14 protein-coding genes are annotated in these 12766 nt (G+C 49.9%); 6 read left to right on the top strand and 8 right to left on the bottom strand.

Annotation, left to right across the window (positions count from 1 at the left end):
* Window positions 1-203: 203 nt before the first annotated feature.
* Window positions 204-1184 carry an NAD(P)H-quinone oxidoreductase gene (locus B0B12_RS12585; protein ID WP_076669341.1) on the bottom strand — a complete coding sequence of 327 codons (981 nt, stop codon included), beginning with the start codon at window positions 1182-1184 and terminating at the stop codon, window positions 204-206.
* A gap of 197 nt (window positions 1185-1381) precedes the next feature.
* Here B0B12_RS12585 and B0B12_RS12580 point away from each other — a divergent pair, with 197 nt between their 5' ends.
* The 6 genes from B0B12_RS12580 (at window position 1382) to tsf (ending at window position 6826) form a co-directional block, all read left to right on the top strand.
* The gene (locus B0B12_RS12580; protein ID WP_076669339.1) at window positions 1382-1747 is read left to right on the top strand and encodes a BlaI/MecI/CopY family transcriptional regulator; all 366 of its coding nucleotides are present in this window, start codon (window positions 1382-1384) and stop codon (window positions 1745-1747) included.
* 1 nt (window position 1748) lies between these two features.
* Window positions 1749-3947 carry a M56 family metallopeptidase gene (locus tag B0B12_RS12575; RefSeq protein WP_076669338.1) on the top strand — a complete coding sequence of 733 codons (2199 nt, stop codon included), beginning with the start codon at window positions 1749-1751 and terminating at the stop codon, window positions 3945-3947.
* A 206-nt stretch (window positions 3948-4153) separates the two neighbouring features.
* Window positions 4154-4603 (top strand): 50S ribosomal protein L13, encoded by a 450-nt coding sequence (rplM, locus tag B0B12_RS12570; RefSeq protein ID WP_076669337.1) that lies wholly within the window; start codon window positions 4154-4156, stop codon window positions 4601-4603.
* A 6-nt stretch (window positions 4604-4609) separates the two neighbouring features.
* On the top strand, window positions 4610-4996 hold the full coding sequence (gene rpsI, locus B0B12_RS12565) for a 30S ribosomal protein S9 (RefSeq protein ID WP_076669336.1): 387 nt from the start codon (window positions 4610-4612) through the stop codon (window positions 4994-4996).
* A 21-nt stretch (window positions 4997-5017) separates the two neighbouring features.
* On the top strand, window positions 5018-5785 hold the full coding sequence (rpsB, locus tag B0B12_RS12560; protein ID WP_076669335.1) for a 30S ribosomal protein S2: 768 nt from the start codon (window positions 5018-5020) through the stop codon (window positions 5783-5785).
* Between the two features lie 207 nt (window positions 5786-5992).
* Window positions 5993-6826, top strand: a complete 834-nt coding sequence (gene tsf, locus B0B12_RS12555; protein ID WP_076669334.1) for a translation elongation factor Ts — start codon at window positions 5993-5995, stop codon at window positions 6824-6826.
* 76 nt (window positions 6827-6902) lie between these two features.
* Here the strand turns inward: tsf and B0B12_RS12550 are convergent, their stop codons facing one another.
* The 7 genes from B0B12_RS12550 to B0B12_RS12520 all read right to left on the bottom strand — a co-directional run bounded on the left by B0B12_RS12550 (window position 6903) and on the right by B0B12_RS12520 (window position 12427).
* Window positions 6903-7220, bottom strand: coding sequence for a hypothetical protein (locus B0B12_RS12550; RefSeq protein WP_076669332.1), 318 nt, complete (start codon window positions 7218-7220; stop codon window positions 6903-6905).
* Between the two features lie 103 nt (window positions 7221-7323).
* On the bottom strand, window positions 7324-7566 hold the full coding sequence (locus tag B0B12_RS12545) for a hypothetical protein (RefSeq protein ID WP_076669331.1): 243 nt from the start codon (window positions 7564-7566) through the stop codon (window positions 7324-7326).
* Window positions 7567-7635: 69 nt separating this feature from the next.
* Window positions 7636-9456: a MutS-related protein gene (locus tag B0B12_RS12540; protein ID WP_076669330.1), complete on the bottom strand. Its 1821-nt coding sequence runs from the start codon at window positions 9454-9456 to the stop codon at window positions 7636-7638.
* A 27-nt stretch (window positions 9457-9483) separates the two neighbouring features.
* Window positions 9484-9909 (bottom strand): RidA family protein, encoded by a 426-nt coding sequence (locus B0B12_RS12535; protein ID WP_076669329.1) that lies wholly within the window; start codon window positions 9907-9909, stop codon window positions 9484-9486.
* 156 nt (window positions 9910-10065) lie between these two features.
* Window positions 10066-11187 carry a hypothetical protein gene (locus B0B12_RS12530; protein WP_244554694.1) on the bottom strand — a complete coding sequence of 374 codons (1122 nt, stop codon included), beginning with the start codon at window positions 11185-11187 and terminating at the stop codon, window positions 10066-10068.
* Complete coding sequence (locus B0B12_RS12525; protein WP_076669327.1) at window positions 11168-11842, bottom strand: hypothetical protein; 675 nt, start codon at window positions 11840-11842, stop codon at window positions 11168-11170. The genes B0B12_RS12530 and B0B12_RS12525 overlap by 20 nt, the downstream gene beginning before the upstream one ends.
* Before the next feature lie 27 nt (window positions 11843-11869).
* Window positions 11870-12427, bottom strand: a complete 558-nt coding sequence (locus tag B0B12_RS12520) for an RNA polymerase sigma factor (RefSeq protein ID WP_076669326.1) — start codon at window positions 12425-12427, stop codon at window positions 11870-11872.
* Window positions 12428-12766 lie beyond the last annotated feature (339 nt).

The raw sequence follows: 12766 nt of genomic DNA, 5'->3' as shown, positions 1-12766 counted from the left end.
GCTCGTTTGGGCTTGTCAAACAAAATAGTCGCCTATACCTGTGCACGATTCGGACAGGTCGTGACCTGTCCCTGCTAAACTTATACCTTGGCAGGCACGCGGAATTGCTTTTAAGCTACACTCTGCCACTCAGCCTCACTGTAAATAAGTCTGTCTTTTGTCACAGAGTCCTTTGTCAAGATCTATAGGCCGTTTGTCAAAGGTCAACCCACACGCAGCACGATCTTGCCGATGTTCTGGTTGGCCTCCATATATCTGTGGGCTTCGGCTACGTCCGACCAGTCAAATACCGAGTCTATCACGGGTTTGATCGTGCCATTCTCGAACAGGGGCATGGCAAAGGCAGCCATGTCTTGCGTGAGTTTGATCTGATAATCGCGGGTGCGGGAGCGCAGGGTGGAGCCGATGATCTGCAGGCGCTTGGCTAGTATCTTGCGCAGGTCGAAGTTCTCGACGTTGCCGCCGCCCAGGCTCGCCAGCAATACCATTCTGCCATCCAGGCGCAGACACTCGATGTTTTGCTTAAAGTATGGACCGGCAATGAAATCCACGATCACGTCCACTCCTTCTGAGTTGGTATAGGCCAGCACCTCGTCTTCAAAGGGAACTTCTTTGTAGTTGATGGCCTTGTGAGCGCCCAGGTCCAGGCAGGCTTGCACCTTTTTTTCAGAGGCCGTTACCAGCACCTCGGCTTCCAGAGCGCGGGCTAGCTGTATACCTGCCGTACCTACACCACTGGCCCCAGCGTGTAGCAGTACCCGCTCGCCAGCCTGCAATTTGCCCAGCCAGGAGAGCGCCTGCCAGGCTGTGAGGAACACCTCAGGTATAGCGGCCGCTTCTTCCATACTCAGGTTGTCGGGTATAGCCATGGCCATATCCTCGTGAATCACGGCATATTCTGCATAGCCACCGCCCGGCAGTAGCCCAAATACCTTGTCCCCTTTCTGAAAGCGGGTGCAGTTGAAACCTGCCTCCACCACCTCTCCGGCTATTTCGAGGCCCAGCAGCGAACTCTCTCCCTTCGGAGGTGGGTATTTGCCTTGGCGCTGCAAGGTGTCGGCACGGTTGAGCGCAGTGGCCTGCACGCGCACGAGCAGTTCGTAAGGTTTAGGCAGCGGCTTTTCGTACTCACCCAGCACCAGTAGTTCGGGCCCGCCGGGTTGCTTTAAAATAATGGCTTTCATATCAGATGTTGGTTTGTTTCGGCTATACCTTAAGACGCCAGCTAAAAATAGATGTTTCCGGCGGGAAGGCAAAAGTAGCTTGACGGACTGTATTCACACGGTTATACCTGACCTTCAAAATATTTTACAAAATAATTACACCTGGCACTTGACCTTTCTACGAAACTTTCGTAACTATACGAAAACATCGTAGAACTATGGAAAAGCTCACACAACAAGAAGAGGAAGCTATGCAGGCGATTTGGTCGCTGGACGGCGGTTTTATCAAGGAGTTTCTGGAGAGACTCGACGAACCTAAGCCGCCTTATACCACGCTGGCCTCTACGGTGAAGAATCTGGAGAAGAAAGGTTTTCTGCAGAGCGAGAAATTTGGCAATACCTACCGCTATACGCCCATCATTAAGGAAGAGGACTATAAGAAGCGCTTCATGAAAGGCTTTGTAGGCGACTATTTTAAGAACTCTTACAAAGAGCTGGTGGCCTTTTTTGCAAAGGAAAAGCAGATCAGTGCCGAGGAGCTGAAGGAGATTATCGACATGATCGAAAACAAAAAGACCGACTGATATGCCAACCCTGCTCCTATACCTGCTGAAAGCGAACGTGGCCCTGGTGCTCTTTTACCTGGCCTATTACCTGGTGCTGCGCAAGCTCACGTTCTACCACCTCAACCGCCTTTTCCTGGTGTTCGGCATCCTGTTCTCGGCCATTTATCCGCTGGTGGATCTCTCCGAGCTGTTTAGCCGCCACGAAGAGCTGGCCGTGGTACAAAGCTATGCCATTGTTATACCTGAGTGGACACCAACCGCTGTACCTGAGCAAGCCCCCGCATTCGACTACTGGCTTATACCTGTCGGGCTGTTCTGGCTCGGCTGTGGCCTGATGCTGCTGCGGCTGATCGTGCAGTTTGTGTCGCTCTACCGCATACACCGCACCTCTGTGCCTGCTTCTTACCAGGGCGTGGCGTTTCGCAAAGTACCAGGTATAAGCGAAGCCTTCTCGTTCTGGAAAACCATTTACCTGAACCCTGCGCAGCATAAATCGCCTGAGTTGGAGTCGATCCTGCGGCACGAACAGATACACGTGAACGGCTGGCACACCCTGGATGTGCTGCTGGCCGAGGTGAGCACGGTATTTTACTGGTTCAACCCGGGGGTATGGCTCATGAAACAGGCCATGAAAGAAAACCTTGAATTTATAGCCGACCAGCATGTTGTAAATGCTGGCGTCGATAGAGTAGCTTACCAGTACCTCTTACTGAAAGTTGTGGGCGCCACACAACCTCAGCTTGCCAATCAGTTTAATTTCCCATCCCTTAAACGAAGAATTGCCATGATGAACAAAATGCCCACAAACAAAGCCAGCCGGCTCCGACTGCTGGTTGTGCTGCCCCTCGTCACCGTATTGCTGGTTGCCTTCCGGAGCGCCTCGCAGGAGGATATCGCTACCATAACAGAAGCCGTTTTCAAGGAAGAGGCCACACCAGCGCAGGCAGAGCCAATTGATGAATACGCTGCCTTCTATGCGCGAAACCCTGAGGTTAATAGAATCTCCTGGAGATCGAACAGTAAAATTGTAATGGCCTTAAAGTCCGGTGCTGAAGAGGTCTATACCTTCGGCGATAAGCAAAGCATGGCCTCTGCCGAGCTGAAATACGGCGAAATGCCCAGTGCGCCACCAGTTGCCAGAAGAGACAACCCGGATCAGGATGAACCTTACATCTTGAAACTAGAGAACATCGGCTATTATGATGACAAAGCGAACTGGCCTGAGGATTACAAAGATTTTCTGAAGCGTCATCCCAATGTAAAGGAGGTAGCTTGGAAGTTTGACAACATCAGGAACAAGAATCTGGAATCAATCATCATCTACCTCAAAAACGGGAAGACAGAAACCTACGATTACAACAAAAACCAGCGCATTCCGGCTGCTGAGGCAAAGTGGGGCCAACTTCCTTTCCTGCCACCTCCGCCACCCCCTGTACCGGCTGCGCCAGATGCACCACCTGCTCCGCCAGCCCCTAACAAAGAAGAAAACGTTATAGCAGAAGTAATAATGCCCGTAGAGAAACACTACTTCATTGATGGGGTAATTTCCGATAAGGATGCCGCACTAGCTGTAGCGCTTGATAAGGAGTCTGTTCATAGCATGAGTACATTCAGGGGCGAGTCTGCTCAAATACTTTTGAATGATAAAACTGCCACAGGGGTAGTTTCCATTATCACAAAGCGAAACAAGAACTCCCGTCAGGTACAGGAATTCAACAAGAAACTGAAGAATTTGCCTTCGCCACCGTTAGCTATGCCGAAGGCACCTGGTACACCACCACCGCCTCCTGCGCCAGCTAAAGAAACAATTCCACCCGTACCACCTGTTCCTGTTGGCGAACAGCTTCCACCACCTCCACCGCCAACAAGATATGAAGGCCCTGCTATACCTAAAGCAGGCGGTGCACGCCTGGTGGAAACCGAAGAGCATGTGACATACTTCCTTTGGCCGGAAGAGATTATAAAAAGAGAGTTGGAGGTCGCAAAGCAGGCGTTCAAGGACAATGGCTTTGACTTGAGCTTCAATGAGAAATACGCGGGCGAAAAAGTTAGCAGCCTGAAAATTGAACTCGCTTCCAAAAACAAGAAGTCCCGCGCCAGCGCAACTTACAATGCGGATGCTTTAAAAAGTATTCTGGATGCCGACAACATTGTGATAGTGCAGGGTAACAAAAAGACTGGTGAAGTTCAAATTGCAACCACACTAGCGCCGAGATAATACATAGGTATAAATAATAAACTAACTTACAGGCAGCGGCGCAACTTTGTGCCGCTGCCTTTCTTTTTACACTATCCCTCTGTATTCCAGCATATTTCTACACTAAGTATTGCATATCAAATAAAGACTTTCTATCTTTGTGACCATTTTTCAAGAACCCTCGAGAAAAAATTAATTGTTAAATAAATCGCTTACAACCACCAAAAATGGATCATTTAAGTTATAAGACCCTTACTGTCAATAAGAAGACAGCCAACAAAGGCTGGGTGATTATTGATGCAGGGCAAGGAAGCTTGGGTCGCGTGGCGTCTGAAATCGCCAAGATCCTGAAAGGCAAGAACAAGCCTTCGTACACGCCAAACGCTGACTGCGGTGACAACGTTATCGTTATCAATGCTGATGACACGCGCTTCACAGGCCGCAAGTGGGATCAGAAGTACTACCTGTCGCACACTGGTTACCCAGGTGGTCAGAAGAAGACTTCTCCACGTGAGCTTAAGGCTAAATCATCAACGCTGCTCGTAGAGCGTGCGGTTCGTGGCATGTTGCCTAAAGGCCCACTGGGTCGCGAGCTATTCCGTAATCTTCATGTTTTTGCAGGAAGCGAGCATCCATTTGCAGCTCAGCAGCCTAAAGAATTAACCCTCAACATCTAATAATTAATGGAAGTTATCAATACATCTGGTAGAAGAAAAACCTCGGTGGCTCGTATCTACATGACGGCCGGGCAAGGGAATATCACTATTAACGGTAAAGATATCAAGGCGTACTTCCCCGACGAAGTACTGCAAACTATTGTGAATCAGCCGTTTCAAACCTTAGAAGCTATTGGCAAGTACGATGTTACTGCCAACCTAAAAGGTGGTGGTGTAAGCGGCCAGGCTGAAGCACTTAGACTTGCTATCGCAAAAGCACTGGTAGTAGAAAACGCCGAGTCAAAATCTGCACTTCGCAAAGAAGGGTTCATCACCAGAGACCCTCGCATGGTGGAGCGTAAGAAGTTCGGTAAGCGCAAAGCGCGTCGTTCATTCCAGTTCAGTAAACGTTAATATTAAAGGTGTATCAACAACATGGCAAGTACTAATTATAAAGAATTACTTGAGGCAGGTGTTCACTTCGGTCACCTTACCCGCAAGTGGGACCCGAAAATGGCTCCATACATTTTCATGGAGAAAAACGGTATCCACATCATTGACCTGAACAAGACACTGGTTGCCCTTGACGAAGCTTCTTCAGCTATCAAGAACATCGCCAAGTCTGGTCGTAAAATCCTTTTCGTAGCTACCAAAAAGCAGGCACAGGACATCGTTGCTGAAGAAGCAAAGCGTCTGAAAATGCCTTATGTAACTGACCGTTGGTTGGGTGGTATGCTGACGAACTTCGCCACCGTGCGCAAGTCGCTTAAGAAAATGTCTACTATCGACAAGATGGTGAAAGACAACACAGCTTATGCAGCTATCGCAAAGCGTGAGCGTCTGATGCTTTCTCGTGAGCGTGAGAAACTGGAGCGTGTACTGGGTGGTATCGCCGACCTGTCTCGCCTGCCAGCTGCTCTGTTCATCGTGGACGTAAAGCGTGAGCACATCGCTGTGAAGGAAGCTCAGAAGTTGAACCTGCCTGTATTCGCAGTATGCGATACAAACTCTAACCCAGAGCTGGTTGACTTCCCAATCCCTGCCAACGACGACGCTTCTAAGTCTATCGCCCTGATCGTTTCGATCATCGGTAAGGCCATCGAAGAAGGTCTGTCTGAGCGCAAAGTAGACAAAGAAGAGACTGAGCGTAAGCGTTCTGAAGAAGAAGGCATCAAAGCCAAGCAGGAAGCTGACGAGCAATAATCTCGCATGCATATAGCATAGTAAAATAGACTGAACATTGGGCCCATAAGCTTCAATGTTCAGTTTGTTTTAGGGCATAGGATAGAGAAAAGATATTTTGACAAAGAATAAAAGACTGCGAGGAGCAGCCAATTGTTCTGATCCTTTTCCGGATGATGCCGCAAAGTGACTCTTAATTATTAATTCATAATTCTTAATTATAACAAGATGGCTATTACAGCACAAGACGTTAACAGACTTCGCCAGGAAACTGGTGCAGGTATGATGGATTGCAAAAAAGCACTTACAGAAGCTAACGGTGACTTCGAAGCTGCTAAAGATATTCTGCGTAAGCAAGGACAGAAGATTGCCAGCAAGCGTGCTGACAACGCTACTTCTGAAGGTATTGTGCTGACGCAGGTAAGCGACAACGCCGCTACTGGCGTAGTAGTAGCACTTGCTTGCGAAACTGAACCGGTATCAAAAGTAGAAGACTTCAGAAACCTGGCACAGTCCGTACTGGCCGCTGCTGTTTCTACTGGTGCTTCTTCTAAAGAAGAACTGTTGGCAACGCCACAGGCTGACGGCCGTTCGCTGCAGGACCACATCACAGACCTGATGGGCAAAATCGGTGAGAAAATCGACGTGGTTTCTTACGAGACTGTGAAAGCTGAGAAAGTGGTAGCTTACAACCACTCTAACGGCAAACTGGGTGTACTGGTAGGTATGAGCAATACCAACGGCACAGACGTAACTGAGGTTGGTAAGGACATCGCGATGCAGATCGCTGCCATGAAGCCAATCGCGCTTGACAAAGACGGTGTTGACTCTGCTACTATCGAGCGTGAGATCGAGATCGGCAAGGAGCAGGCTCGTGCTGAAGGCAAGCCAGAGAACATGCTGGAGAAAATCGCGCAAGGTAAACTGAACAAGTTCTACAAAGAGAGCACCCTGTTGAACCAGGAGTTCGTAAAAGATTCTTCTTTGACTATCTCTCAGCTGCTTGAGAAGACTAGCAAAGGTTTGACTGTAACTGAGTTCAAGCGTGTAGCTATCGGCTAATTCGCATTGCAACCATATTAAAAAAGGCGCTGAGAAATCAGCGCCTTTTTTATTTTATACCTGCAGGTATAGAAGTTTAGAACAGATGTTGCAGAAACGCCGGCGTTTTGATGATGCCCGTCAGCATCATGATAGCGGCCACGGCTATACCTGCAAGCACCCGAAACAAATAGCTTTTAAAGAAAGACTCCCCTGCTTGCTGGTCCTGGTACACACGCAGGGCACCTCCAGCGAACATCACGCCCAAACCCGCATACAGAAAAACCGGACTGATATCATTTCTGACATTCAAAAAGCCAAGTAATCGAAGCGCAGTGGGCCACATAATGAGCGCTAAACCGCCATAGATGAGTAAGTGCGGTGCGAGGGCGTTTTGCAGGACAAGTCTTTTCATAAAATGGTTGATTTAGTTGATGGGTAAGGTATAGCTCAGGTATAAGATCAGTAAATATACCTGAATCTCAATCAATTCCAAGCAGGACACAGCTGGCTATACCTTAGTTATTGCGTCGCACGGTGCTCACAAAGGCATCGCGCATGTCCTGAAAGCGATTCACGACAGCTTCGATGAACTCTTCATCCAGCAGGGCTTTGGCGCCTTCATCGCCCATCACTTCGGTCTCTTCTATCTTATAGATCTGCTCCAGATTGGCCTTCTCCAGCTTCAGGATATACTTGTTATTATAGGAATGCAGCGTGATCTTCACGTGCGGATTAGGTATGTCGGCTACTACTCTCATAGGTTTATTTGCTGGTTGATTTATATGTGTTGCTCTACTAACGTAAATTCAGGCATTAGGTAAACGTATTCACCCTGCAGCATCGGTGCGCTCCATCTCGATACCCATCAGCTGCATGAGCTTGCTGGCGTTGAAACTGCGGCAGATACCCCGCTGCAAGGTATAGTCAAAGAGGATCTTGTCGCCCTCGATGGTACTGTTGAAGCTGAAGTTCTCGACGCTGCCCGGCAATTCCTGCTCCATGGCGCCTAGCTCCAGATCGTGCGTAGAGATAAGGCCGGAAGCGTTGCGGCGGTGCAATTGCCGGATCAGGGCCATGGCGCCGGCATGGCGGTCGCGGGAGTTGGTGCCTTTGAGTATCTCGTCGAGCAGGTAAAAGACCGGCTCCTCTCCTTCCGTCATGTTGAGTAAAATACGCAGGCGCTTAAGTTCGGCGTAGAAAGAAGAAGTATTCTCGGCCAGGTTGTCGGCGGTGCGCATGGCCGTGTATACCTGTGCTGGCGCCACTTTCAGGCGGCGGGCACAGACGGCGGCTCCCATAAAGGCCAGCACCATGTTGATGCCCACTGTGCGCAGGAAAGTCGTTTTGCCGGACATGTTCGAGCCCGTCACCACAATGGTCTTGCCTGCTCCCTGCATCTGAAAATCGTTGGCGATGCGCTCTACCGAAAAGATAAGCGGATGGGCCAGCCGCTCTGCCTCCAACTCGAAAGGTATAGCGCTGAGCTCAGGTATAGCAAAATGCGGCTGGGCATACTGGAAGGCAGCCATACTGGTAAGCGCTTCGAACTCAGCCAGCAGGTCGAGGGAGTTTTCCACTTGGTCCAGGTGCTGGGCTTTCCAATTCTCCAATCGATAAATCCACACCAGGTCCCACATCAGAATGCTGTTCAGGAAAAAGCTCATCAGCGTGCTCAGTCGCCACGAGAAATAATCGATGATGGTGGCTACCTTGCCGATGGCGGTGGAAACCATTGTATTGCCTTTGTAAAGCCCGGTCCGGATCTCCTCTAGAAGTGGAGCCTTGAAGGTATAGGGCTCGAGGTGGCGCAGTTGGTCAGTATAGCTTTGCATGGCCTCATACATGCCGATGCTCTTGTCGTAGTAGTCGTCGCGTTGTTTCTGGAACTTGAGTCCGAGCAGGTACTGAATAGCCAAAAAACCACCTGCGATGTAGCCGGAGTAGCCGTAGAACCAGGCCGCAATGGCCGTTAAGGTCAGAACGGGTAGCACGAACACCAACAGCTTGAGCCAGGGATGCGCCTTATACAAGTCCTGCGCACGCAGCCAGTCGAAGAACTCCTGCGTGTTTTCGTTGAGGTGCTTGTAGTGCATCGGTTTCACGATGGCTTGCTGCAGCCACTCCTGCTGGTCCGGCATTGCCAGTTCTGCCACCGCCTCCTGCCTGCGCAGCACTTCCGGAGCAGGGGCCACCTGCCGAAACCACTGGGCCAGCCGCAGCTTGCCGATGCTGGTGACGGAGCGGTTCATCAGTTGGAAGAGCGAGTCCGGACCGAAAATATCCAGGTCGGAGGTATAGGGATGATGGTCGTCCTTAAAGGCAATGCCATCATCAAAGGTATGTAGCTTGCCCTGCAATCGGTCAATCTCCTGCAGGTTGAGCTTACCGAGCAATTGCAGCTGCTTATACCGGTAGTCGAGGCGGCTGTGCCAGCGCATCACCAGGATGAAGAGGATATAGAACCCGACGATGCTAATGATGCCTGCGCTGGTGTTGCCGTCGCGGAAAAAGAGCCAGGCAGTTATGGCGCCTGCTACAAACACCACCACCCGTAGCCACGACACCGTCTTCGATTTGCCGGCTGCTTTCTGTTCCTGTTCAGCATAGGCTGCGGCCCGCTGCTCAAATTCCTTTTGTCTATTGTTCACGTAAAGTTGTTCGGTTTGCAGGTATAGCTAGTCGATGGTGGCGATGCACTTCAACTCAATGGCGATGGGCGTTGGTAATTTATTGATCTCCACCGTAGTGCGGCATGGTTGGTTATCCTTGAAATACTCGGCGTAGATGCGGTTGTAAGTGGCAAAGTCGTCCTTCATGTTCGTCAGGTATACGGTCACGTCCACCAGGTTCGCCCAGCTTGATCCGGCGTCTTCCAGAATATAGCGCACGTTCTGGAAAACCGAGCGGCACTGCGTCTCAATGTCGTAAGAGGTAATATTGCCTGCCTCGTCTAGCTCGACACCCGGAATCTTTTTGGTGCCACGCTCCCTTGGTCCAACGCCAGACAGGAACAAAAGATTGCCCACACGGCGTGCGTGCGGGTATAGCCCCACCGGCTCCGGGGCTTTCGAGGAATTGAGAAGCTCTTTGTCGTTTGTCATACTCAAATATAAAACATTCTGGCCAGCATTGTGCCTCCGTTACCGCTTCTATACGGCATCCATAGAAAAAGCCGGCCTGAAACAGACCGGCTTCTCTCACCTTAAACAGATTCTTATACTTAGCCTCGCTGGTGCTGGGATGATACTGACCAGAGACTATTTCGTGAATTTCACATCGTTATATTTAGAAGTGATGCTGATGCTACCCTTAGGTGCTGCGCTTCCAAACTTACCTTTATATTCTGCTGAGGTATGGCCCTTCTCTAGTGTTGTGAACTTCACCAGTTCCCGGTCTACTTTGAAGTCGGCAAACTGCACGTTTACGTCAAAGTCGAAAGCGGTATCGTTCTCGAAGTGAAGCTGTATCGGTGTAAATCCGCCGTTTACGTTAATGGACTTAAAATTCTTCTTCACATTGTCCACTCTGAAAGTACCATACTTCACATCCATCTGCAGCGCCTCTGTAAGATTCCCGATCTTAAAATCGCTGAACTTTGACGAGCCGTTCACGCCATTGGTATTGCCAAGGTTGAGAGTAGAGTAAGCTAACTCCACATTGCCCTTGTTCAGGAAACCGATGGTGTTGGACGAACTGTTGCAGAAAGAAGCCTTGATGTTGTTGTTGGCATTGGCCAGATTGCCCGCTTTAAAAGCGCCGTACCGCACATTCAGATCCACTTTGCCTTTCATGTCGGGCAGGTATACATTGCCGAAGCTGTTCTTTACAACCAGGTTGTTTTCGGAAGGCATGTTGATGGTGTAGTTGATCTCAAAGCTCTGGTGACCGCTTTTAGAGTTCATTGAACCCATTTCAGTCTTAACAGAGATGGTGTTGCCGCTTCGGCTATCAGCCACACTGATCTTGTTCAGCATTTCCTGGGCTTGCTGGTCGGAGTTGGCGCGGCTGATGATGTCTACCTTTACCTGTATCTCGCTGCGGTTCCAGGTGTTCACATGCACGCTGCCGAACTTGTTGTCGATGTTCAGCACATCCGTTTTGCCAACCTTATAGGTCTTGTCGAAAGTCTTGCGCTTTTCCGAACTGAAGGTATAGGCTTCGGCTTCCTGGCAATTCGACTGATGTGGTTGCATAGGAGGCGCCGGCGGGATTGGCGGCACGGGCGGTAGCGTCTGCTGCACGACAGGGGTTGGAGGTGCAGGAAGCGTTTGGCTTGGGCAGGGCTCCGGCGCGAAAGGCTGCGCCATGGCCAGAGCGGGCAGTATTACCAAAAGCGTGGCTATATGGTAGCGCAATGTCTTAAATAGTAGTGGTCTCATTGTTCTGTGGTTCAGTGGTGTCCTGTTCTTTTATAGCTTCTATTTTTTGGAGCACTTCCAACTGATGGTTTAGCACTTCGATCCGGATCTGCAGGTTCCTGATCATGGCTGCCATCACCTGGTCGGTATTTGGTGTGGTATATAATTGATTTTTAAGTCGGGTATAGCTGCTGTCGAGGCGGGCCAGTTCGCGGTCTATCTCGCGGGTTTCGTCCAGGCCAAGTACTTTCAGGTCGTATTCGCTCAGTTCCTCGCGCTTGCTGTTGATCTGGCTGGTGTAGTATACCTCCACCTCGGCAAGCTCAGGTGCCACCTGGTAGATCGATTCCTGCTCACCTGTTCCAGTATTGGCAGCAAGGGTATTGGTAGTATTGGTAGCTGCCGGGTTATTTTGTTTCACGGTCCAGAGTGTGATACCGCAGGCCAGCAACAGCACGATGGTGGCGGCCACACGCATAAACATGAAATCGGCCGTGAAGTTGAGGCGTTCTCCAAAGTTGATGCTGATCACTTTAGCTTCTTTGCGGGGCTTCTTTTCCTGCGCCTGCTGTATCTTCAGCTCGGTGCAGATCTCCTGCCACAGCTCCGGTCTGGGCTCGAACACGTCAAACTCTTCCCGGTTTTCGTTCACAAAATCCTTTAATCTATCTTTCATCTCTCTTCTCTTTATAATCAACCACGGTTAGGCCATGGAATGTGTATCTTTCATAATCTCCAGCAGCTTCTTGCGGGCCCGGCTGTACTGCGACTTCGAAGTAGACTCGCTTATCTCCAGCACCTCTCCTATCTCGGCGTGGTCAAGGCCTTCCAACAGGTATAGGCTAAGCACCACTCTGTAACCATCGGGCAGGCGTTGTATGGCGCGGCGCACCTGTTCTACCTGCCACTCGGTGTTGTCGTCGTACTCTTCTTCCGGCACGTCCTCCGCCAGCCGGTCTTCGAGCGGCACCAGTTCCGAGCGCCGTTTGCGGACGGCGTTAACCGAGGCATTGATCACGATCCGTTTGAGCCAGCTCCCGAATGAAGCTTCTGCTTTGTAAGAATGAAGATTTTTGAAAGCGCTGATGAAGGCTTCCTGCAGCACATCCTCCGATTCAGCATAGTCGTTGGTGATGCGCATGCTCACGTTAAACATGGCTTTGGAATAAAGTTTGTAAAGCTCGTACTGGGCACGGTTATCCCCTGCCTTGCAGCGCTCCACCACTTGTGCGTTCACATCCTGAAAAGTGCCTTTTTCCAAAATCGCCTCGTTTATCGTTCTATTTGCCTTGTTTGTCGACTCAACTGCTTACTTCATCTTATTTTTCCTCCTCCCTTCATTCTATCTGCACTAAAGACACAGCTAAAACCGTTGGGTTGCATCAAGTTGCAAAATATTTTAAAAAATTATCCGTTGCTCACATTTACATTACACCGCTTTACTTATTTGTCAGGTATAGCCACAAAAAAAGCCAGCCCCGAATGGAGCTGGCTTGAACGAATTTACTGACTTCACAGCATCTTTTATACCTTACTTCCTAGCTTTCTAGGCACTGGCAGGTATGAAAAGCGCGGTTTGTCCACGCACATTAGCACATTA

Origin of the sequence: Pontibacter indicus, assembly GCF_900156345.1 — a bacterium.
Classification (GTDB): Bacteria; Bacteroidota; Bacteroidia; order Cytophagales; family Hymenobacteraceae; genus Pontibacter; species Pontibacter indicus.
Note: the sequence above shows the minus strand (reverse complement) of the source record. Positions and strands in the feature narration are given on the sequence as shown.

Bases quoted from the DNA above. Each gene is read 5' to 3' on its own strand.
- B0B12_RS12530 (WP_244554694.1), bottom strand. From the start codon at position 11,187: ATGAGACCACTACTATTTAAGACATTGCGCTACCATATAGCCACGCTT.
- rplM (WP_076669337.1), top strand. From the start codon at position 4,154: ATGGATCATTTAAGTTATAAGACCCTTACTGTCAATAAGAAGACAGCC.
- rpsI (WP_076669336.1), top strand. From the start codon at position 4,610: ATGGAAGTTATCAATACATCTGGTAGAAGAAAAACCTCGGTGGCTCGT.
- B0B12_RS12535 (WP_076669329.1), bottom strand. From the start codon at position 9,909: ATGACAAACGACAAAGAGCTTCTCAATTCCTCGAAAGCCCCGGAGCCG.
- B0B12_RS12585 (WP_076669341.1), bottom strand. From the start codon at position 1,184: ATGAAAGCCATTATTTTAAAGCAACCCGGCGGGCCCGAACTACTGGTG.
- B0B12_RS12580 (WP_076669339.1), top strand. From the start codon at position 1,382: ATGGAAAAGCTCACACAACAAGAAGAGGAAGCTATGCAGGCGATTTGG.
- B0B12_RS12575 (WP_076669338.1), top strand. From the start codon at position 1,749: ATGCCAACCCTGCTCCTATACCTGCTGAAAGCGAACGTGGCCCTGGTG.
- B0B12_RS12550 (WP_076669332.1), bottom strand. From the start codon at position 7,220: ATGAAAAGACTTGTCCTGCAAAACGCCCTCGCACCGCACTTACTCATC.
- tsf (WP_076669334.1), top strand. From the start codon at position 5,993: ATGGCTATTACAGCACAAGACGTTAACAGACTTCGCCAGGAAACTGGT.
- rpsB (WP_076669335.1), top strand. From the start codon at position 5,018: ATGGCAAGTACTAATTATAAAGAATTACTTGAGGCAGGTGTTCACTTC.
- B0B12_RS12525 (WP_076669327.1), bottom strand. From the start codon at position 11,842: ATGAAAGATAGATTAAAGGATTTTGTGAACGAAAACCGGGAAGAGTTT.
- B0B12_RS12545 (WP_076669331.1), bottom strand. From the start codon at position 7,566: ATGAGAGTAGTAGCCGACATACCTAATCCGCACGTGAAGATCACGCTG.